The sequence below is a fragment of the Flavobacterium sp. 38-13 genome, assembly GCF_001899155.1.
GTDB classification, from domain to species: Bacteria; Bacteroidota; Bacteroidia; order Flavobacteriales; family Flavobacteriaceae; genus Flavobacterium; species Flavobacterium lindanitolerans.
On record NZ_MKVG01000018.1, the window covers coordinates 167,332 to 188,746 of the forward strand.

Consider the following 21,415-nt stretch of genomic DNA (forward strand, 5'->3'; position numbering starts at 1 on the left):
ATGAAAAAGAAGACTGTTTATTATATGTTAGGAGGAGCTATTCTTCTGATAATTGTTTTGTTAGTGCTTTCAAAAGCAGGCATTCTGGGAAATAAAGAAAAAGGGAAAGAGATAGAGGTTGCTCAGGTAGATGCCATGACGATTATTGAAACAGTTTCTGCAACAGGAAAAATCCAGCCCGAAATTGAAGTAAAGATATCTTCTGAAGTATCAGGAGAAATTATTGACCTGCCTGTAAAAGAAGGTCAGGTGGTAAAAAAAGGTGACCTCTTGGTTCGAATCAATCCGGATTTGTACACTTCGGGACTTAACCGTTCTGTAGCGAGCCTTTCCGGAACTAAAGCCGGATTAAGCCAGGCCGATGCGCAGTTCAAAGAAGCAAAGGCAAATTACGAAAGAAATAAGACGCTTTTTGAAAAAGGAATAATCTCAAAATCGGATTGGGACAAGGCCGTTTCTTCTTATGAAGTGGCCCAGGCTACAAAACAATCGGCCTATTACAATGTTCAGAGTGCTTCGGCAACGGTAAATGAAGCCAGAGATAATTTAGGAAGAACAACAATTTATTCGCCAGCCGACGGTACAATTTCTTCATTAGGTGTAGAATTGGGAGAAAGAGTATTGGGAACACAACAAATGACCGGTACAGAACTTTTAAGGGTGGCAAACCTTAACAATATGGAAGTGGAAGTAGATGTAAACGAAAATGATATTGTTAAGATTAATGTTGGTGATTCTGCAAAAGTAGAAGTTGATGCCTATCTTAAAAAAGAATTCAGGGGAATTGTGACCAGTATTTCAAATTCTGCCAGTACGGCTCTGACTGCTGATCAGGTAACCAATTTCAAAGTAAAAGTAAGAATCTTGAAAGAATCATATGCAGATTTGCTGGAAGGCAAACCGGCTAATTTTTCTCCTTTCAGACCAGGAATGACAGCAACGGTAGATATTATCACAAAAAGAAAAGAGAATGTCTTATCCGTTCCTATTAGTTCTGTCGTAGTAAAATCAGATACTTCCGCTACTGCAAAGCCGGTAGTCGTAAAATCAAAAGATGACCAGAACAATAACCAAAAGGCTCCAAAATCAGACAAGAAGTTTGAATGCGTTTTTGTAAAAGAAGGCGATAAGGCCAAGCTTAGGGTTATAAAAACGGGAATTCAGGATGATACTAATATTGAGGTTTCATCAGGTTTGAAAAAAGGAGATATTGTTATTGTAGGTCCTTATGCTACAGTAACCAAAGATTTGAATTCCGGAGATTTGGTATATGTGAAGAAAGATGATAAAGCTAAAAAAGATAAGCCTAAAAAATAATGTCCTATATACTCAATATTGAAACAGCTACAAAAAACTGTTCGGTAAGTATTGCCAAAGAAGGGAAAACGCTTTTTTGCAAAGAAATGTCAGAACAGGGTTTTTCACATGCAGAGAAACTTCATGTTTTTATTGCGGAATCTCTTGAGGCATTAATGATTGATTTTTCAGATTTGGCTGCCATAGCTGTAAGTCAGGGACCGGGTTCCTATACAGGGCTAAGAATAGGTGTTTCTGCGGCAAAAGGGCTGTGTTACGCCCTGAATATTCCACTAATAGCAATTGATACTTTAGAAATAGTAGCCAGACAGCTTACGGTTTCTGAGGGATTGATTATCCCTATGATTGATGCCAGAAGAATGGAAGTTTATGATGCTGTTTTTGACAGCCAACATACTAAAATACGCGAAACCAAAGCAGAAATTATTACTGAAGATGTTTTTGCAGATTTTGAAGGAACCATTCATCTTTTGGGTGATGGTGCAATGAAGTGTGCAGAAATATTAAACGACAGCAGATTTTTGTATCATCCGGAGATTATCTATCCTTCTGCCAAAGAAATGAGCAGCCTTTCTTTTGATAAGCATAAAAAAAGCGACATCGTAGATGTCGCTTACTTTGAACCTTTCTATTTGAAAGATTTTATATTACATAAGTGAGTTAATGAATTTTCCTAACTGATTAAGGTCAGCATCTTCAGAAAATGAAATTTTATTTTCCTTGATGAAAGAAGCAATTTCTTTTTCTTTTTCCGGTACTATTGAAACGATTGCTTTCTTCTTTAAAGGTAAAGTTTTTATTTCTGAATCACCTATTTTGATAAAATATTCATCTTTTGCTTTTTTGTAAGAAGCCGGCTGATATGTGTCGTATCCGGAAGCAGGATGTACTTCAGGCTTAAGGTACACCACTTCAGATTTGTAAATCTTTACTTTCGGATTGTTGCTCACTAATTTTAAATAACCTTCCTTCTTTACTCCTTTTTCATTGGTGTAAGGCACATACTCATAAGAAATACTGCCATTTACCATATTAATCACCATGTTTGTTTCAGCAGGTACGATTTTAATATCATCGTTAACGCTCACTTCCATATCATCTGTGTAAGCATTGTGTCTTACCAGGATGATTTCATTAGAACCTACAATTTTGGCAGGTAGGAAAGTTTCGTTAAAGTACTTTGAACCGGCTGTTTTATCAACTGCATTTTTATCTGCGAATCTTCTTTCGTTAGTAACAATGTCATTAACTGTTTGTTGTGCATTAATTTGCGCTTCAGCAAAATTTGAAAATAATGCTGTGAGAGAAATGCTTAAAAAAAGTATTTTTTTCATGTTTTTAAATTATTAATTCTAGTTTTTAGTTTTTATTATGTAGTTGCTTTAATAAACGGATTTTTTTCTGTCTTTTCTAATTCGGTCAATATTTGCTCCAATACATCAGAACTCATATTTCCGAAATTTTCATTCTTAGCCCATGGTCTTGCTACTAAATTTATGCCATTGTCTGTTAAATCGCTAACAATTATAGCAGGAGCCGGATTCTTTAACACTTGTGGATGCTTTTTCATAATATCCATTATCGTGTCTTTTACCTGTTTTATATCGGCTTCATAGTTTATTTTAACAACTAAATCGGCCCTCCTGTTATTGTTTTGGGAAAAATTCTTGATTTTATTATTTGAAAGTATCCCGTTTGGTATATAAACAATCTGATTGGACGCTGTCAACAGCTTGGTCGTAAAAATCTGAATTTCCAAAACTTTCGCTGTTTCCCCTTGTGCTTCTATCGTATCGCCAACTCTAAAAGGCTTGAATAAAATGATAAGCACGCCCCCAGCGAAATTAGAAAGTGAACCTTGCAGGGATAATCCAATGGCAAGACCGGCGGCTCCCAAAATAGCAACAAATGACGATGTTTCGACTCCAAGCTGTGAGATAAATGCCACAAATAGCAATACTCTCAATACCCAAATCAAGATATTTGCTAAGAACGTAGTCAGTGTCGGTTCAAGATTTCGACTGATCATTATTTTTGTGGCTAGACGGTTTAAAAGCCGTATTCCCCACAAACCTGCAAAAAGTAGTAAGAAAGCTGATACCAGTTTAGGGGAATAATCCACCAAAATTGTAATAATGCGATCTGTAAAAGTTTCTATTTTTTGGGCGTCAATCAACATCCTCAGACACAATTTTTTTAAAAGCCAAATCTAATAATTTAAAAAATAAATTTTTGTTAAATTATAAACAATTAATACTTTTTGTTATGCAATTTTATGAAACGTATTAACTTTTTATGGCATTTAGTATGGAAATAATGTCTTCTAACGGCTGTTCGCAGGTTTTATTTTGACATAAGTAGAATAAATCTTTTCCTTTTTCAAGTCGAGCTTTCAAGAAAGGAAGTTCGGATGGTTTGTAAGTTCCTGCCAAAACAACATCCGGTAAGTATTCTTTTTGTAGTAAATGAATATTTTCCAAGGCGTTTTCTCCGCAGACAGCCAGTTCCTTATTGCTGTCTGAAAAGTTTAAGAAGGCATGCAGCCAGTTTGAAAATGCAGATGGATAGTCTATGTTTGGGAGAATATGGTTCAGCATTTTTTGTGCTACGGCTTCATAGTATGAATTTTCAAAGTAAATGCCCAGTTTATAAAGATTATTGGCCATGGCAGAATTCGAGGCCACAATTACATTGTCTTCCAGTTCGTAATGTTTTGTAATCAGCGCAGTATCTATGTCAGAAGTAAAGGTGAAAAAGCCACTGGCCGGTTCATAAAAATGGTCAAAGCAATAATCTGTCAACTGCTTTGAATTTTGAAGCCATTTTTCATCAAGGGTAGTTTCGTACAGGCTGATAAAGGCTTCAATTACGAAGCAATAATCTTCAAGATAGCCATTAATGGTGTTTTTGCCATTTTTATGGTTGTGGAGCAGATTTCCTTCAGGTGTCCAAAGATTCCCGATTATAAAATCAGCATTTTTCAGGGCAATGTTTAAATACTCTTCCGTTCCTATCGCTTTATAGGCATCAACGAATCCTTTTAGCATTAATGCGTTCCATGAAGTAAGGCATTTGTCGTCCAATCGGGGTTTTTTCCTTTTTTCCCTTGAAGCGTAGAGCAATTTTTCCCAGTTTTCTTTTTTGTTTTGTAATTCAATAACCTCTAAGTTGAAGCGTTGAGCGATTGTTTCCAATGACTCGGATTGAATCAAAACATAGTTGCCGTTTTCCCAATAGCCAAAATCATTTATATTGAAAACAATAGCAAACAGTTCAAAATCTTCTCCTACTATAGTTCTCAGTTCTTCTTTATTCCAGACATAGTAAGCACCTTCTTCCAAGTGTCCTTGTGCGGTAAGACTATCTGCATCCAATGCCGAATAAAAGCCTCCGTTTGGAGCAGTAAGCTCTTTTGAAATAAAGGATAATGTTTTTTCGATGGTTTTCTTATATAAAGGATTATGGGTAAGTCTGTAAGCTTCTGAATATAAAGAAACCAGCTGTCCGTTATCATAAAGCATTTTTTCAAAGTGCGGTACATGCCATTTCATATCGACAGAATAGCGTGAAAAACCACCGCCCACTGTGTCGAATAATCCTCCGTAAGCCATTCTTGTAAGTGTCAGGTTCACAAATTCAGATAATTCGGAGTCCTTATTTTGATAGGCATAACGCAACAGGAAAGAATAGTTGCTGGGCATCATGAATTTTGGCGCTCTGCTGTAGCCGCCAAATTCCCAATCAAAACTTTTTTTCCATTTTTCAACAAGTGCTTTAAGATTATCAGCGTCAAAGTTGGCATTATTGTCGGGTTGCTGCACCAGGCTGATGGCATTGATTCCCTGATGCAATTTTTCTGCATAGTCCAGCATTTTTTCAGGGGCAGACAAATAAAGCTGCTGCAGTTGTTCGAGTGTGTCTATCCATTCTTCTTTTCTGAAATAGGTTCCTCCCCATACAGGTCTGCCATCAGGCAGACACACTACGTTCATAGGCCAGCCTCCGCGACCGGTCATAATCTGGACGGCTTTCATATAAACAGCATCAATATCCGGTCTTTCTTCTCTGTCGACTTTGATATTGATGAAACTTCTGTTCATTACCGCCGCCGCCGCCGTATCTTCAAAAGTTTCGTGTTCCATGACATGGCACCAGTGGCAGGCGGAATAGCCCACGCTAACAATTATCAGTTTGTTGGTTTCTTTAGCTAGTTCTAAAGATTTTGGGTTCCAGGCTTTCCAATGTACGGGATTGTTGGCATGTTGCAGCAGGTAAGGGCTGGTTTCAAATTGCAGTTCATTCATGGTAAGATTCTAATATTATAAAAAAAGCGTTCCGATTTCGAAACGCTTAAATGTACAATGATTTGAGTGTTTATTCTAACTCGAAGGTAAGTTTTAAAGTTACCCTAAATTCTTTAACCGATCCGTTTTCCACGGTAGCACTTTGGTCCTGGACATAAACCGATTTTATGTTTTTTAAAGTTTTTGATGCTTTTGAAACGGCCTTCCTGGTGGCGTCTTCCCAGCTCGTATCTGAGCTTGAAAGAATCTCGATTACTTTTAATACAGACATAATTTGCTAGTTTTAAGTTGTTTATCCAATAAAGATAGCAAAAAATTGTCGTTTTCTAGCCGTTTAATGCCTCTACTTTTATATCCTGATCGTTTAACATGTCCTTCAGCATATTTTCAATGCCACTTTTAAGCGTGAAGGTTGAGGACGGACATCCGCTGCAGGCACCTTGCAATACCACTTTTACACGTTTGTCATTTTCATCGTAAGAATCGAAAAGAATATTACCTCCATCAGCAGCTACAGCCGGTTTTACATATTCTTCAAGAATATTTATGATTTGCTGTGAAGTAGTATCCAGATTATCAAAATTTTCAATCTTCTGTTTTTCAACTTTTGGATTTAGAGCGGCAATGCTTTCATCAATGACAATACCTCCGTTTTCAATAAATTCCTTGATGAAGCTTCTTAATTCATAAGTAATATCCTGCCATTCTTTTACGGCATATTTAGTTACCGAAATATAATTTTCATCAATGAAAATTTCCTTAACATAAGGAAACTTGAACAGTTCTAACGCTAAAGGAGAAGCAGCCGCCTCGTCAATGTTTTTGAATTCCATTGCGGTTTTGGTCATCATTCGGCTGCCAACAAATTTTTGTACAGAGGGGTTTGGTGTGCTTTCCGCATAAACGGTCAGGGGTTGTTTGGTTACTTTTTTCTCAGTAACGTTTAAGATTTGTCCGCCTTTGTTGACAAAATTTTCGATTTGCTCTGCTACGGCTTCTTTTACGTCATCCCATTCTACTATATTATAGCGTTGAATGGCGATGAAATTTCCGGAAATATATACAGCCTTTACAAAAGGAAGGTAAAATAATTGCTGGGCAAGGGGAGAGTCTTTTGCCTCATCTATATTTTTGAATTCAAAATTTTCATTTTGTGTAATAAAATCAGGCAATTCAAACTTTAGAATTGTCGGATTTTGGGTCTCTTTTATAGTAACATTTATCATTGGAATCTTATTTTGAGCAAATTTAACAAAGAAATTTTCGGCGAAATGTTATATTTGATTTTTTATAGAATAAATTAACAGTTCTTTCGTTTTTGTTTAACACCCAGACATTATTGAGGCCAATAGTTTTTTTAAGAGCTTCTTGGTTTTTTTCTTAAAGTTTTTATAAAAAGTGATTATAATATTAACGAATTAGTATACGAACCTAACACAAAAATTTATATATTTGACCGCTACGAAAAATTACTCAATCAAATCAGCACGCCTGTTTAATAAGGTAATCTAGGATTAGCAGTTTTTTTTGAATAATAATTAAGAGCGTTTTTCATTAATAAAGATAGACCCCATGAATTTTAAAAAGAGGTATTTAGCATTATTATTGTTATTGTCACAAATATCGTTTTCACAAGAAGGAATTGCCGTTTATTCAGATTATTTATCCGATAACTATTACTTGATTCACCCTTCTATGGCGGGTGCTGCAAATTGTGCTAAATTACGTTTAACAGCTCGTCAGCAATGGTTTGGCCAGGATGATGCTCCGGCTTTGCAGACTTTGAGTTTTAACGGAAGGCTAGGAGAACAATCGGGTGTGGGAATCATACTTTTTAATGATAAAAACGGTTACCACTCACAGGTAGGAGGAAAGATTACTTACGCACACCATATCATGTTTTCAAGAGGTGATTATGATTTGAACCAGTTGTCTTTTGGTATGAGTGCCGGATTGGTGCAGAGTAAATTGGATGAATCAGAATTTGAAGGATTCGATCCTATTGTTGTAGGAGGGGTTTACCAAAAAGATTCTTATTTCAATGTTGATTTCGGAGCTTCCTATAACTATTTGGATTTTTATGCGCACTTCACCGTTAAAAATGCGGTTGCAAATATCAGAAGAGAAATCTATACAGATTACGAATCGGATAACTTAAGAAAATATTTATTCAGTGCCGGATATGTTTTTGGAGATCCGGACAGACTTCAATGGGAACCATCTTTCCTGTTCCAATATGTTGATGAAACGAAAGAGAAATCAATCGACGTAAACTTAAAAGTATACAAAGATTTAGATTTTGGAAAGCTTTGGGGAGGTTTATCCTATAGAAGAAGCTTTGACGGAGCACAATATCTTGATGGTAACAGTGTTTCAGATCAAAAACTACAATACATTACCCCAATCGTGGGCTTAAATTATAAAAACTTTATGGTTGCTTATACCTATTCTCATTTGACAGGAGATGTGAAGTTTGATAACGGAGGTTTTCACCAAATCACTTTAGGTCTGAATTTATTCTGTAAGAGAGAGAAATGGGATTGTAACTGTCCTGCTGTTAATTAATTATTTTAAAGTTGATATTAATTCTGTCCCGATAATTGCGATGCTTTATCGGGACTCTTTTTTATATGCTATGCTGATAAAAACTGTAAATGGTAAAAGCCCTTCCATTCCTGAGGACTGTTATGTGGCTGAAAATGCAACAATTATTGGAGACGTGACTTTTGGAGCTTCCTGCAGTGTTTGGTTTAATGCTGTGGTGAGAGGTGATGTGCATTATATTAAAATTGGAAATAAAGTAAATATCCAGGACGGGGCAGTCATACACTGTACCTATCAAAAGCATCCAACGGAAATAGGAAATAATGTGTCAATTGGACATAACGCCATCGTGCATGGCTGTAAAGTGCATGATAACGTATTAATAGGAATGGGCGCTATTGTAATGGATAATTGCATTATTGAAAGCAATTCTATTATTGCAGCCGGAGCAGTAGTAACACAAAATACAGTAGTTGAATCCGGAACCATCTATGCCGGAGTGCCTGCAAAGAAAGTAAAAGACATTAATAAGTCTGACTTCGCTGGTGAAATTGAGCGTATTTCCAATAATTACGTGATGTATTCCGGATGGCTGAAGGACGAGTAGTCTTTTCAGGTTTAAAAGTCTTTTTGAATAACAGGATATTTGTTTTCCAAAATACTTTTCAAAACTTTTGGATCGGAGTTGGTGTAAAACAATGTGCTGTGTTCTCCGGCAACCGTATTAAGCCCAATTTTTTCCTCAAGCACTTTATAGGTTTGGCGGGCTACCGCTTCACCGGAATCGATAATTTTGATATGGTGTGGCAGGATTTCTTTGATTTGAGGAATAAGGTAAGGATAGTGGCTGCAGCCTAAAACCAGATAATCAATATTGGCTTCAATCATTGGCGTTAGATAGGTTTTTAATAGCGAAGTCATTTCGTCAGAATGCATTTCACCATCTTCAATCAGCTTGACTAAATTATAGCCCACCTGTTCGATGATATTGGTGTCCTGGAACTGTTCGGCGGTTTTATTGAAAAGCTCGCTGTTAAGCGTTCCTTTGGTGGCTAGAATTCCTATGGTTTGTGTTCGGGAATTATTGGCAGCCGGTTTTATGGCCGGTTCTATTCCAATAAATGGAACGTCGTATTTGGCCCTTAATTCCTTAATTGCATTTGTAGTGGCCGTATTGCATGCTACTACAATAATCTTGGCATTCTGATTTAAAAGGTATTCGGTATTTTTAATGCTCAAAGCAATAATCTCATCTTTTGTTTTTTGGCCATAAGGCGCATTTTTACTATCGGCAAGATAGATAGTGTTTTCGTTGGGCATTAATTGGTGAATTTCCTTCCAGATGGATGTTCCGCCTATTCCGGAGTCAAAAAGTCCTATTGGGTTTGAGTTTATCATAAAAACAAAAGTAAAAAAAAAACTGCTCAATAAATTTGAGCAGTTTCTAAAATATTCGGGTTTTGGATTAGAACCCAAGTTCTTTTTTTACATCAGCTGTAATGTTTGGTCCGTCAGCAAGTAAAACCATAGCTGAATCCAAAACATACTGATATCCTTTAGCTTTTCCTACTTTTTGGATAGCAGCTTTGATTTTTTCCTGGATAGGCTTAAATAAATCCTGCTCTTTTTGTTGTAATTCTTTTTGAGCATTTTCGCCGTAATCTCTGATTCTTTTTTGCATGTCCTGAATTTCAACAGCTCTGTCCTGATTTACTTTTTCAGCAACTGTACTTGATTCCGCATCATATTTTTTTAGTTTGGCCTGATACTCGTCAACCATCGTTTTGTAATCAGCGTTATAAGTCTGGTTCAATTTTTCAAGTTGCTTTTGCCCTTCTATCATTGCAGGCATCTTAGCCATAATTTCACTAACGTCAACATGTGCTGTCTTTGCTTGAGCATTCATAGTCTGGCTTGCACCAATGAAAAGCGCTGCGGCGATTAGTAAAGTTTTCAGTTGTTTCATCATTTTCAAGTATTAAATATTAATTTAGTTTTAGTTCCCTTTATTGTTTTTCTTCAGAATTTTTCTTTTCTTCTTTTTCTTTTTTAGCAGCTTCTCTTTCTTCTATTAATTTCTTTCTTTTTTCTTCGAGTGCTTTTTTACGTTCGTCTAATTTTCTTTGTCTTTCTTCGGCAGCTTCTTTTTTAGCCTGTTCCATTGCTGCTTTCCTTTCTTCAGCAGTTTGTCCGGCTTTTTCTTCTGTTTTGCCTTTGCCTTCTTCAGTTACATTTTCAGTAGAAGTGGTCTTTTTCTCTGCAGCTGGCTTTTCTTCTTTTTTAGTGTCTTCTGTTTTTGTTTTAGCAGCATTTCTTTTTTCTTCTCTTTCCGCTAACAGTTGCGCTCTTTTTTCTTCAAAAGCCTTTCTTTTTTCTTCGGCAGCAAGTTTTCTGTCTTCAATCATTTTTTCTCTGGCAGCTTTTTTGTCTTCCAGTACTTTCTGTCTTTCAGCCAATTCAGGATTAGCATCAATCATATCTTGCTTGCGCTCTTTTTCAGCTTCATCTTTCAGTTGTTTTTTGCTCAACTGTTCTCTTTTTTCTGCTCTTGTAAGTTGACGTACAACCTGGTCGCTGATATTGTGTCTTTGGGCACCAAACAACATGGTCAAATCAGAGGACTTGTCAAAAATAAAGTCATATTTTTTTGCTTCAGCAATATCCTGTACAATTGTAAAAACCTGATCCTGGATTGGTTTTACCAAAACAGCTTTCTGTGTAATCAAATCACCGGTTGAACCGAATCTTTTTTGCTGAAATTCTAATAATTCATTTTCAAGAAATGAGATTTCTTCTTCTCTTTCCTCAATAAGCTCTTTGGTCAATAAAACTCTTTCCGTTTTTAGATTTTCTTTAAGCTTGTTGATTTCATTTCTTTTTACTTCTGCTTCCTGCTTCCATTTCTGGGCTTTTAGTTCGAGTTGGTTTTTTGCCTCGGCATAGTCAGGAACTTTTTCCAGAATATATTCCATGTCGATGTATCCAATACGAATACCTCTTGTCTGCGCATTGATGGCAGTTGAAAATGTAGCTGCTAGCAATAGTATAAAAAAATGTTTTCTCATATTCTTAATGTTATATTAGAAAATATCGTGCCAAATTTAAGTTTTTAAAACTGTTGTCCAATAATGAAATGGGTTTCCCATCCATTTTTCTGCGTACTGCCAGGAACCGGATCGAATCCGTGACCAAAGTCAATACCCAATAATCCGAATGCCGGCATGAATACTCTTAAACCAAATCCTGCTGAACGTTGTAATACAAACGGATTATAATCTCTAAAATTGTCATAAGCTGCTCCGGCTTCAAGGAAAGTTAAGGCATAAATTGATGCTGCTCCTTTCAATGTAATCGGATATCTTAATTCTAACGAGAACTTGTTATAAATTGTTGCTCCGTTTTGGTTTCCATTAACATCTAGTGGTGTCAGGGATTGGTTTGGATAACCTCTCAACTGTATTACCTCTCGTCCGTCTAACGAATAGTTTGCCAAACCGTCTCCGCCAAGGAAGAATCTTTCAAATGGAACCAAACCTCTGTCATTATTATAAGCGCCTAAGAAACCAAATTCACCCAATGAACGAAGTACGAATTTACCATAAATTTTTGTATACCAATCTGCTTTGAATTTAATTTTATAATATTCCAGCCAATTAAATCTCTTTTGGTCGATTTTTGATTTGTCTGGAACAACATCTCCCGCAGCGTTTGTGGTTTGGTAATCCGGATCATTTTTTAAGTTTGCATAATCAATTCCATTGAAAAGTGAATATGGCAAAGTGAATTTTGCACTAATGCTAAACTCCGATCCAAAAGTAGGGAAGATTGGGTCTATACCTCGGCTGTCTCTTCTTAATCCTATAGTGTAAGCCAGGTTTCGTGAGTTACCATTTCCGAATGTAAATAATCCGGTGTTATAATTGTTCAGGTCATAATACTGGAAACTGATTCCTTGCGAAAGGATGAAGTAATCATCAGGGACATTAAGCTTCTTGGCAATACCCAACGATATCGATGTGATGTTAAAACTCTTGTCTCTGTCAACGTCACTTGTTCTTCCTGTGTATAAGAACTGCTTACTGTGCGAAATAGATCCGGAGAACTGTACCGGTTTTTTCCCTCCAAGCCATGGTTCAGTAAAGGAAAGGCTGTAGGTTTGGAAGTAGGAACTTCCCTGAAGCCTTAATGCCAATTTCTGTCCGTCACCCATTGGAAGTGGAGTATAGGCGTCTTTTTTGAAAATATTTCGTATGGAGAAGTTATTGAAAGAAAGACCCAGGGTTCCGATGAAGCCACCGCCGCCATAACCTCCCTGAAGTTCGATTTGGCTGGAACCTTTTTCAACAACATTATATTCAATATCAACTGTACCTGCAGCCGGGTCAACGTTTTTGAATTTTGGCTCCAATGCCTGAGGATCGAAAAACCCTAACTGCCCAAGTTCACGAAGCGTTCTCATCAAAAGCTCCTTGCTGTATTTTTGTCCCGGAAGTGTTCTTAATTCACGATAGATTACTTTGTCGTTGGTTTTGTCGTTTCCAACTACAGTAATTTTATTGAAATACGCCATCGGTCCTTCCATGATTCGGATTTCGAAATCAATGGTGTCATTGGCTGTTTTTACTTCTACCGCATTTACGGTTGAAAATAAATAACCACTGTTTTGGTACAGGTTTTTGATGTCGTTAGCGTCAGGTTTTGTCTTGTCTTCAATTCTTTTTTGAAGCAATACACCATTGTAAACATCTCCTTTTTTGATCCCCAGCATTTTTGTCAAACCTTGATCAGAGTATACAGAGTTTCCTAAGAATTTGATGTTTCCGAAATAGTATTTGTTACCTTCTTCAACTTTTAATTTTATGTCAACCGTATTTTTATCTTTGTTATAAGATATGGAATCAGATACGACACGGGCATCGCGGTATCCTTTTTCTTTATAAACGGATACGATGTTCTCTAAATCCTCATTGTATTTTTCCTTAATATATTTAGATCCTTTCCAAAAACGCAATGGAAATCTTGTTTTGGTGTTTTTCATCGCCTTTCTGATTCTTCCGTCAGAAAGTTTGTCATTACCGTCAACAACTATGGAGCTTACTTTTACTTTTTTGCCTTTGTCAATGTTTATTAGCATTTTAACCTCATTGCCGGATGTAGTGTCCGGATAGGTATTGATGACAACTTTGGTGTTATAGAAACCGTCTTTTTTGTATTTGTTTTCGATGTAGTTTTTGGTAGTAGTGATAAGGTTTTCGTTGACAATTTTACCTTTTGTGAGTGAATTGTCTTTGATAAGTCCGTCTACCTTGGATTTTTTGACACCATTGATTTTTACTTCGCTAAGTTTTGGTAACTCGCTGATGTGCATGTCAATAAAGATACTGTCGCCGTCAATTCTATTGATATAGGTGTCTATTTCGTTGAATAATCCAAGTTTCCATAATTTTTTAATGGCACTACTGATTTCTTCTCCGGGAACTGTGATTCTTTGGCCTTTTTCAAGACCGGCAAATGTAACAACTGTTTGTTCGTTATAGCTGATTTTTCCGATGACGCTTACACCGGCTAGAATATATTCTCTTCCTTGATCAAATGGGACTCTCTCTTGGGCTTTTGCTTGGAAAATATTTCCTAAAACTAATACGGTTAAGAATAGTTTAATGCTTTTATTTAACATTAAAAATTTATTTAATTTGTTCACTTGTTTTTCCAAATCTACGTTCTCTTTTTTGATAGCTAATTATAGCTTCATACAAATCTTTTTCCCTAAAGTCAGGCCACAATACGTCTGTAAAGTACAATTCTGCATAAGCTATCTGCCAAAGTAAGAAATTGCTGATTCTATGTTCGCCACTGGTTCTTATTAATAAATCAACGTCTGGTAAATTTTGCGTGTAAAGATGCTGATTAATAATTGATTCGTCAATAGCGTCTATTGAAATTATATTATTTTTAACTATACTGCTTATGCTCTTTACCGCTGAGACGATTTCCTCACGGGAACCGTAGCTTAGCGCAAGAGTCAGCGTCATTCTGGTGTTGTCTTTTGTTTTGGAAATGACCTGTGATAATTCTTTTTGAGCAGAAGCCGGCAATTTTTCAAAATTACCTATAGTGTTGAGTTTTATATTGTTTTCGGTAAGCGTTTTAAGCTCATTTTTTAATGAGTTTATAAGAAGTTTCATTAAAGTGTCAACTTCCAGTTTTGGACGGTTCCAGTTTTCGGTAGAAAAAGCATAGAGCGTCAGGTTTTCAATGCCTAACTTAGCGCAGGTCTCTACTGTAGTCCTTACAGCCTTGGTTCCGTTTTCATGGCCAAAGGCTCTGAGCATACCTTTTTGTTTAGCCCAACGACCATTGCCATCCATAATGATGGCCAGATGCTTTGGGAGGTTGTCTTTGTTTATAGTGTTAAGTAAGTCCATTCGTTATTCTGCACAGTAGCAAGGTTTGTTTCCAAAGGTATATGTTAGTGTAAAGCCTGTGAAAACATACCAGTCGTTGCTGTTTAAATTTCCAAATCGCAATGTTTTAAAACTGTCATTTTTGGGATTGCTGCCGTCCAGATTATCCGTAAAGGTATATCTGGCTCCGACTTCAAATCCTAAAATCAGTTTTTCTGCAATCCTGGTTTTTATGCCGACTGTCATAGGGATGGCAAAGGTATTTTTATCCTCATCTTCCTCATATTGGTTATTTACGTGATATAGTTCTGTATATCTGAAATAACTGATACCGGAATATACGTATGGTGTCAGCAAAAAGCCTGATTCATGCAAATTAAAATCAAAAAAATTGAATTCAAGCCCTAAAGATAATTCTTTTACGCTATTTTCAAAGTTTAATCCTCTTTGTTTTCTGGCAGGCATGTCGGAATCGTGATCGTTGGAAGTAACTTTTCCCTGCATATAGGAAATTCTCCATGAATGTCTCGGGCTTTTATTCCATTTATAAAGTAGTCCGAAGGCGAATTCATTGGGTTTGACATAGTTTGTCGGACCCACATCTCCTATGTAGTTATTTCCGCCGGCAAAAATTCCAATTTCATGGATTTGGGCATTGGAGACAGCATAACTAAAAATGCAGAACAAAGTGATTATTATCCGATTCATTTAGTAAAAAATAAGGGTGCAAATATAATAATTATGAGCACTTATCAACTGTCTAATAATTAAATATCCTTAATTTTAGACAAATGACAGGCTTTTCGATTTAAAGTAAACGAAACTTATGTGCCGATAGTATAAGAAGAAAGGGAATTTTAGTTTCTCTTGTCCTCACCCCAAAGCAATTTTGTACGCAATGTTTTTAAGAAACTTTTTTCGGGAAGTTCGACCATATTGATTTGGAAAGGTGTTTTTTTGATGGTCAGGATGGCGTTATTACTCATAGAGGCAACTCTGGAATCCAGTGAAACCAGATAATGTTCTTCCCTGCCTGAAACTTTTAGCTTGATTTCAACATTGTCAGGAATCACAAAAGGTCTTGCATTCAAATTATGGGGAGCAATAGGGGTAATTACAAAGCTTTCAACCGCAGGCATCAGTATTGGTCCGCCGCAGCTTAAGGAATATCCGGTTGATCCTGTTGGTGTTGAAATAATTAAACCGTCGGCCCAATAGGCATTCAGGTATTCTCCATTCAGGTAGGTTTCGACAGTAATCATCGAAGTGGTGTCTTTTCTGTTGATGGAAATCTCATTCATGGCAAAGTTCAGCCTCTCAATTTCCGGGATACTCTCTGTGCTTTCAAGGCTGAGTAGGGTTCTTGGCGAAAGGGAATAGTTTTTATCAATGATATACTGCATCAGTTCATCAATATTTTCTTTTTGCACTGTCGCTAAGAAACCAAGCCTTCCGGCATTAATTCCTAAAATCGGAATTCCGGAATCTCTTACTAGTGTGGCCGCGCGCAAAATCGTTCCGTCTCCACCAATACTTACCAGAATGTCGATATTTCTGTCGAGGTCGTTGTAGTCATGAAAAGTATTGTATTCCTTCTTGATAATTTCTTTTTGGTGTAAGATTGCCAGAAAATCGTCCTGGATGACCAGATCTACATTGTTCTTGTTGAAGAAAACAAAGATATCCCGTATGATTGGTTCCGTGCTATTTTGGTAATATTGACCGTAAATGGCTACTTTCATTTCTGATAAATCTGAATTTGGTTTATATGTTCAAATATTTGTCCAGGTAATCTGAGCGTTCCTTTAAGGCATTCAGGTAATTGTCTTCCTGGTGCTCGGAGATAATTTCATAATTGTAGCGTCTGAAGGTCTGGATAATGTCATTCAGGGAGCCTAGAGCGATTTTTACGGTAATCTGTATTTTGTCGGCTTCCGCACTCGAAACAAACATGCCGAGTAATTTTCCGTTATTACTTTCTACAATCTGCGAAATCTGGCTCATGGAATAATCGTTGATGTTTTTTTCAACTATAATAATTCCTCCCATTTCTTTAAGGAAAGGAGTTTCGTGGAAAAATTTGATAATATCTGTAATGTCGTAGTAGCCAATATAGTTGTTTTTCTCATCCAAAACCGGGACTATACTTGTATGGTTTCGGGCAAAAATTTCTAACAAATCCAGCCAGATCATATTTTTTCTGGCATAAAAACCTTCCAGTGTATAGCGGTAGTCCAGTATCTTTTTTTCAGTGTCGAAAGTTTCTACATCATCTCCTGAAATACTGCCAATGTATATGCCATTTTCCAAAACCGGAAAATGGGAAAAAGACAGGTCTGCAAAAAAATCCTGAACGGACTCAATGGTATCGTCTACTGTTATCGCTTTAATATCATTATTAATGTAGTCTGTAATTTCAGTCATAGCCCAAAGTCAATAATCGTTGCAAAATAATCAAAAAATAGCACAAAACACCGTGTTTAACTTTGTATTTTTGTATTTAATAATTTTTCACAAAAAGCATTCCAATGACAAAATTAAGCGTAAACATAAATAAAATAGCTACTTTAAGAAACGCCCGGGGAGGCAATGTTCCTGATTTATTGCAGGTTGCTAAAGACATACAGCGTTTTGGTGGTCAAGGAATCACGATTCATCCAAGACCTGATGAGCGCCATATCCGTTATCAGGATGCACGCGACCTGAAACCGATAGTTTATACGGAATACAATATTGAAGGGAACCCGGAGCAGAAATTCATTGACCTGGTGCTTGAAGTGAAGCCTACACAGGTAACTCTGGTGCCGGATGCTGTTGATGCCATAACTTCTAATGCAGGTTGGGATACGGTTAAACATCAGGATTATCTGAAAGAGATTATACAGGAATTTCAACGTAATGGTATCAGGACTTCTATTTTTGTAGATCCGGTGCTTGAAATGATTGAAGGTGCCAAAAAAACCGGAACTGAAAGAATTGAATTGTATACGGAAGCTTTTGCCCATCAATATGGTCTGGGAAATAAAGAAGGTATATTGCCTTATGTTGAGGCTGCAAAATTGGCAAGCGAATTGGATTTGGGAATCAATGCAGGTCATGACCTTAGTTTGGATAACATACAGTTTTTTAAGCGAAATATCCCTAATCTCCTCGAAGTTTCTATAGGGCATGCTCTGATTTCAGAATCTATTTACTTAGGGCTTGAGAATGTTGTGAATATGTATCTTCAAAAATTGAAATAACCCTAAATAAAAACAGAATTATGTTATATTCAAGAATAGAAGGTGAAGGAAAACCATTGCTTATTCTTCACGGTTTTTTAGGGATGTCAGACAATTGGAAGACCTTTGCAGGGCAGATAGCTACCGAAGGATTTCAATTGCATATTTTAGACCTCCGCAATCATGGAAGGAGTTTCCATTCGGACGTTTTTACTTATGAAGCAATGGTTCAGGATGTGTTTGAATATTGTGAGGGACACGGTTTGGATAAGATTTCAATTTTAGGACATTCAATGGGTGGCAAGGTGGCAATGTTTTTTGCAACTACCTATCCGGAAAAAGTGGAAAAATTAATTGTGGCTGATATTGGTCCAAAATATTACAGGCCACATCACCAGGATATATTGGCGGGATTAAATGCGGTAGATTTATCACAAAAGCCGGATCGCGCACAGGTCGAGGAAATCCTGAAAGAATATGTTTCGGATTTTGGTACACGCCAGTTTTTAATGAAAAGTCTTTATTGGATTGAGCCGGGGCAACTTGCTTTCCGTTTTAATCTGCCTGTTTTCAATGAGTACATTGATAATATAGGTGAAGCACTTCCGGAGAATGCCCTATTTGAAAAACCAACATTGTTTGTAAGGGGAGGAAATTCCAATTACATTAAAGATGAGGATTTTGAAATGATAAGGCGCCATTTTCCAAATTCTGAAATCAAGACCATACCTAATGCCGGACATTGGCTGCATGCAGAAAATCCAAAAGATTTTTATAGCGAGTCTATTCAGTACTTGTTAGTATAAAAAATTCTTCTTGCTTTTTTGAGTATAACGGAATAGGAATTCAATTCGATGGGTGATAAAATTAACATATTGTAAAAAATCATTATATTTGATTAAACATAAATCGATATATTATGAATTTAATTATCAGAATTCTTATCACGGCTGTTTTAGTAATGATAATAGCACATTTTATGCCCGGAGTTGCCCTGAAAGGAACTCATGGAATCTCATCAGAAAATTTTGTGACTGCAATAATTGTTGCGGTGGTTTTAGGGCTCCTTAATTTATTTGTAAAGCCTCTTTTGGTTTTGCTTACGCTTCCGGTAACCGTCATCACTTTCGGATTATTCCTTCTTGTAATTAATGCGCTGATAATTATGCTTTGTGCCAATCTGGTTGACGGCTTCGCGGTTTCGAGCTTTTGGACGGCACTTTTGTTTAGTTTAATCCTGTCTATTTTGCAGTCTGTGGTGTTCTCGCTCACAGGAGGAGATAACTAATATAGTCTATTTGATAGCAGATAGTTATACTATTTGTTAATCCTATATTAATACATGAATGTAAAACTTGGTTGGGTTGTAAAAATGTTATAATTTTGCAACCCAATTTTAGTATGTAAAAAAATGAATATTACAAGAAATAATGTTGACGCATTAAATGCGGTTGTAACAGTTGAAGTATCAAAGGCAGATTATGCTCCTCAAGTTGACAAAGTTTTAAAAAACTACTCAAAAAATGCTAGTGTTCCTGGTTTTAGAAAAGGTGCAGTTCCAATGAGCCTGATCCAGAAACAATACGGAAAGGCAGTTTTACTGGAAGAAGTAAACAAGGTGTTACAGGAAAACCTTAACAACTACCTGGCTTCTGAAAAATTGGATATACTTGGGAACCCGCTTCCAAAAATCAACGAAGACTTCAATTGGGATGCCGATGATTATTCTTTTGAATTCGAATTGGGTCTTGCACCTGAGTTTACGGTAGATTTAGAGGCTAAAAATAAAATCACTTACTATAAGATTACTGCCGATGACAAAATGCTTGATGATCAGGTAAAACGCATTCAGAAGCAATATGGTAAATTGATTTCTAAAGATACGGTAGAAGAAGGTTTTGACGTGACCGGTACTTTTACTAACGAAGAAAACGGAATCAACAATACAGTTACAATTTCTCTTGATATTTTTAAAGATAAAAAGACAGCTAAAAAATTCATCGGAAAGAAAGTAGGCGATGTTGTTACTCTAAAAACAAAAGGTCTTTTTGATGACGATCATAAATTAATGGATTACCTTAAAGTAAGCCACGATAATGTTCATGGTCTTGATATTGATGTAGATTTCAAAATTGAAGAAATCAACGCTACAGAATTGGCTGAATTAAATCAGGAGCTTTTCGATAAATTATTTGGAGAAGGAAATGTAACTTCTGTTGAGCAGGTAAAAGAAAAAATCAAAGAAGATGCTGAAAAGCAATTCGCTTCTCAGGCTGATCAGAAATTCATAAACGATGTAACAACTTCGTTATTGGAAAATACTAAATTCGATTTGCCGGCTGCTTTCCTTAAAAAATGGATTCAGACTGTTGGTGAAACACCTTTGACAGCAGAGCAGGCAGAAGAAGAATATGCAAGATCTGAAAACGGACTTCGCTACCAATTGATTGAAGGTAAAGTGATGGCGCAAAATAATCTTCAGATTACTTTTGATGATTTGAAAGCGTATACTGCTGATGTTATCAAAAAGCAAATGGCACAATTCGGACAAATGAATCCAACCGATGAAGATGTAGATGGAATTGTGGCTAGAGTACTTTCGAACCAGGAAGAAGTAAAAAGACTTTCGGAACAGGTAATGAATGAAAAAATGCTAAACCTGTTCAAAGAAAAAGTAAAAGCAAAGACAAAAGAGGTTTCTTACGAGCAGTTCATCAAAGAAATGTACGGAGAATAAATTCTTGAAAAAATCGTTATCTTTAAGGCGCCAAAGTATTTTTTGGCGCTCTTTGTTTTATGCTTCCTCGGATTTTATACTCAGATACTGACGGATTGTCCGATTGTGTAAATGCTTTTCATGCCAATCAGGTGAGATTTGCCCTTAGCACGAACTTTGCATAGTCAAAGAATATGACAAGAACTGTTTTTATAACTCGTAACTTTTAACTTAATTTAAAAAAATGGATTACGGTAAAGAATTTAAAAAATTTGCTATAAAGCACCAGGGCGTTAACAGCATGTATTACGATAAAATCGTTAATAGCATGACGCCATATATTATTGAAGAAAGACAATTAAACGTATCGCAATTGGATGTGTTTTCGCGTTTGATGATGGACAGAATCATTTTCCTTGGAACAGGAGTTGATGATCATGTAGCCAACATTATTCAGGCACAATTGCTGTTTTTGGAAAGTGTTGATTCATCAAAAGACGTTCAAATCTATATCAATTCTCCTGGCGGAAGTGTATATGCCGGATTGGGAATTTATGATACGATGCAGTACATCAAACCGGATGTGGCTACTATCTGTACGGGAATGGCCGCTTCTATGGGAGCAGTTTTACTTTGTGCCGGAGCAGCAGGAAAACGTTCGGCTTTGCCACATTCAAGGGTTATGATTCACCAACCATCAGGAGGAGCACAAGGTGTCGCTACCGATATGGAAATCAATCTTCGTGAAATGTTGAAGCTGAAAGATGAATTGTATGAAATCATCTCTAAGCATTCAGGACAACCTTTTGACAGAGTTCATAAAGACAGCGAAAGAGATTACTGGATGAAAGCTGACGAGGCAAAAGAATACGGAATGATTGATGAGGTTTTGAGAAGAAGTTAATAAAA

General features: G+C 36.6%; 22 protein-coding genes. 9 read left to right on the forward strand and 13 right to left on the reverse strand.

Annotated features, from left to right (window positions below; all coding sequences use genetic code 11):
• Positions 1–1,317, forward strand: a complete 1,317-nt coding sequence (locus BGO88_RS13130) for an efflux RND transporter periplasmic adaptor subunit (RefSeq protein ID WP_286707148.1) — start codon at positions 1–3, stop codon at positions 1,315–1,317.
• Positions 1,317–1,976 (forward strand): tRNA (adenosine(37)-N6)-threonylcarbamoyltransferase complex dimerization subunit type 1 TsaB, encoded by a 660-nt coding sequence (gene tsaB, locus BGO88_RS13135; RefSeq protein WP_286707149.1) that lies wholly within the window; start codon positions 1,317–1,319, stop codon positions 1,974–1,976. The genes BGO88_RS13130 and tsaB overlap by 1 nt, the downstream gene beginning before the upstream one ends.
• Here tsaB and BGO88_RS13140 read toward each other — a convergent pair.
• From BGO88_RS13140 to BGO88_RS13160, 5 genes are all read right to left on the reverse strand, one after another.
• Positions 1,965–2,651: a hypothetical protein gene (locus tag BGO88_RS13140; protein WP_273236692.1), complete on the reverse strand. Its 687-nt coding sequence runs from the start codon at positions 2,649–2,651 to the stop codon at positions 1,965–1,967. The two genes, tsaB and BGO88_RS13140, sit on opposite strands and share 12 nt — an antisense overlap.
• Positions 2,652–2,686: 35 nt before the next feature.
• Entirely contained in the window at positions 2,687–3,496 is an 810-nt protein-coding gene (locus tag BGO88_RS13145; RefSeq protein WP_286707150.1) for a mechanosensitive ion channel family protein, read from the reverse strand.
• A gap of 106 nt (positions 3,497–3,602) precedes the next feature.
• A complete protein-coding gene (locus BGO88_RS13150; RefSeq protein WP_286707151.1) occupies positions 3,603–5,621 on the reverse strand; it encodes a thioredoxin domain-containing protein in 2,019 nt (672 codons plus the stop codon).
• Positions 5,622–5,691: 70 nt separating this feature from the next.
• Positions 5,692–5,892, reverse strand: coding sequence for a dodecin family protein (locus BGO88_RS13155; RefSeq protein ID WP_056068130.1), 201 nt, complete (start codon positions 5,890–5,892; stop codon positions 5,692–5,694).
• A gap of 55 nt (positions 5,893–5,947) precedes the next feature.
• The gene (locus BGO88_RS13160) at positions 5,948–6,847 is read right to left on the reverse strand and encodes a NifU family protein (RefSeq protein WP_286707152.1); all 900 of its coding nucleotides are present in this window, start codon (positions 6,845–6,847) and stop codon (positions 5,948–5,950) included.
• Between the two features lie 346 nt (positions 6,848–7,193).
• Here BGO88_RS13160 and BGO88_RS13165 point away from each other — a divergent pair, with 346 nt between their 5' ends.
• Both BGO88_RS13165 and BGO88_RS13170 read left to right on the forward strand, forming a co-directional pair.
• Positions 7,194–8,186 (forward strand): PorP/SprF family type IX secretion system membrane protein, encoded by a 993-nt coding sequence (locus tag BGO88_RS13165; protein ID WP_286707153.1) that lies wholly within the window; start codon positions 7,194–7,196, stop codon positions 8,184–8,186.
• Between the two features lie 70 nt (positions 8,187–8,256).
• Positions 8,257–8,772 carry a gamma carbonic anhydrase family protein gene (locus BGO88_RS13170; RefSeq protein ID WP_056068137.1) on the forward strand — a complete coding sequence of 172 codons (516 nt, stop codon included), beginning with the start codon at positions 8,257–8,259 and terminating at the stop codon, positions 8,770–8,772.
• An 11-nt stretch (positions 8,773–8,783) separates the two neighbouring features.
• Here the strand turns inward: BGO88_RS13170 and murI are convergent, their stop codons facing one another.
• The 8 genes from murI to BGO88_RS13210 all read right to left on the reverse strand — a co-directional run bounded on the left by murI (position 8,784) and on the right by BGO88_RS13210 (position 16,993).
• Entirely contained in the window at positions 8,784–9,563 is a 780-nt protein-coding gene (murI, locus tag BGO88_RS13175) for a glutamate racemase (RefSeq protein WP_286707154.1), read from the reverse strand.
• Positions 9,564–9,630: 67 nt separating this feature from the next.
• Entirely contained in the window at positions 9,631–10,131 is a 501-nt protein-coding gene (locus BGO88_RS13180) for an OmpH/Skp family outer membrane protein (protein WP_101471283.1), read from the reverse strand.
• A gap of 40 nt (positions 10,132–10,171) precedes the next feature.
• On the reverse strand, positions 10,172–11,230 hold the full coding sequence (locus BGO88_RS13185; RefSeq protein ID WP_286707155.1) for an OmpH/Skp family outer membrane protein: 1,059 nt from the start codon (positions 11,228–11,230) through the stop codon (positions 10,172–10,174).
• Positions 11,231–11,274: 44 nt separating this feature from the next.
• Positions 11,275–13,842: an outer membrane protein assembly factor BamA gene (gene bamA / locus BGO88_RS13190; RefSeq protein WP_056068152.1), complete on the reverse strand. Its 2,568-nt coding sequence runs from the start codon at positions 13,840–13,842 to the stop codon at positions 11,275–11,277.
• A gap of 7 nt (positions 13,843–13,849) precedes the next feature.
• Entirely contained in the window at positions 13,850–14,590 is a 741-nt protein-coding gene (gene uppS, locus BGO88_RS13195) for an undecaprenyl pyrophosphate synthase (protein WP_101471286.1), read from the reverse strand.
• Positions 14,591–14,593: 3 nt separating this feature from the next.
• Positions 14,594–15,277, reverse strand: coding sequence for a type IX secretion system protein PorG (gene porG, locus BGO88_RS13200; protein WP_286707156.1), 684 nt, complete (start codon positions 15,275–15,277; stop codon positions 14,594–14,596).
• A 149-nt stretch (positions 15,278–15,426) separates the two neighbouring features.
• Positions 15,427–16,311, reverse strand: coding sequence for an NAD kinase (locus BGO88_RS13205; protein WP_056068161.1), 885 nt, complete (start codon positions 16,309–16,311; stop codon positions 15,427–15,429).
• A 22-nt stretch (positions 16,312–16,333) separates the two neighbouring features.
• Entirely contained in the window at positions 16,334–16,993 is a 660-nt protein-coding gene (locus tag BGO88_RS13210) for a CBS domain-containing protein (RefSeq protein ID WP_286707157.1), read from the reverse strand.
• 104 nt (positions 16,994–17,097) lie between these two features.
• On the opposite strand from BGO88_RS13210, the gene BGO88_RS13215 reads away from it, so the two are divergent.
• From BGO88_RS13215 to clpP, 5 genes are all read left to right on the forward strand, one after another.
• Positions 17,098–17,811, forward strand: coding sequence for a pyridoxine 5'-phosphate synthase (locus BGO88_RS13215; protein ID WP_286707158.1), 714 nt, complete (start codon positions 17,098–17,100; stop codon positions 17,809–17,811).
• 20 nt (positions 17,812–17,831) lie between these two features.
• Entirely contained in the window at positions 17,832–18,596 is a 765-nt protein-coding gene (locus BGO88_RS13220) for an alpha/beta fold hydrolase (protein ID WP_286707159.1), read from the forward strand.
• Positions 18,597–18,709: 113 nt separating this feature from the next.
• Positions 18,710–19,078 carry a phage holin family protein gene (locus tag BGO88_RS13225; protein WP_277016553.1) on the forward strand — a complete coding sequence of 123 codons (369 nt, stop codon included), beginning with the start codon at positions 18,710–18,712 and terminating at the stop codon, positions 19,076–19,078.
• Positions 19,079–19,201: 123 nt separating this feature from the next.
• Positions 19,202–20,527, forward strand: a complete 1,326-nt coding sequence (tig, locus tag BGO88_RS13230; RefSeq protein ID WP_286707160.1) for a trigger factor — start codon at positions 19,202–19,204, stop codon at positions 20,525–20,527.
• Between the two features lie 223 nt (positions 20,528–20,750).
• Positions 20,751–21,410, forward strand: a complete 660-nt coding sequence (gene clpP / locus BGO88_RS13235; protein WP_056068174.1) for an ATP-dependent Clp endopeptidase proteolytic subunit ClpP — start codon at positions 20,751–20,753, stop codon at positions 21,408–21,410.
• Positions 21,411–21,415: the final 5 nt, after the last annotated feature.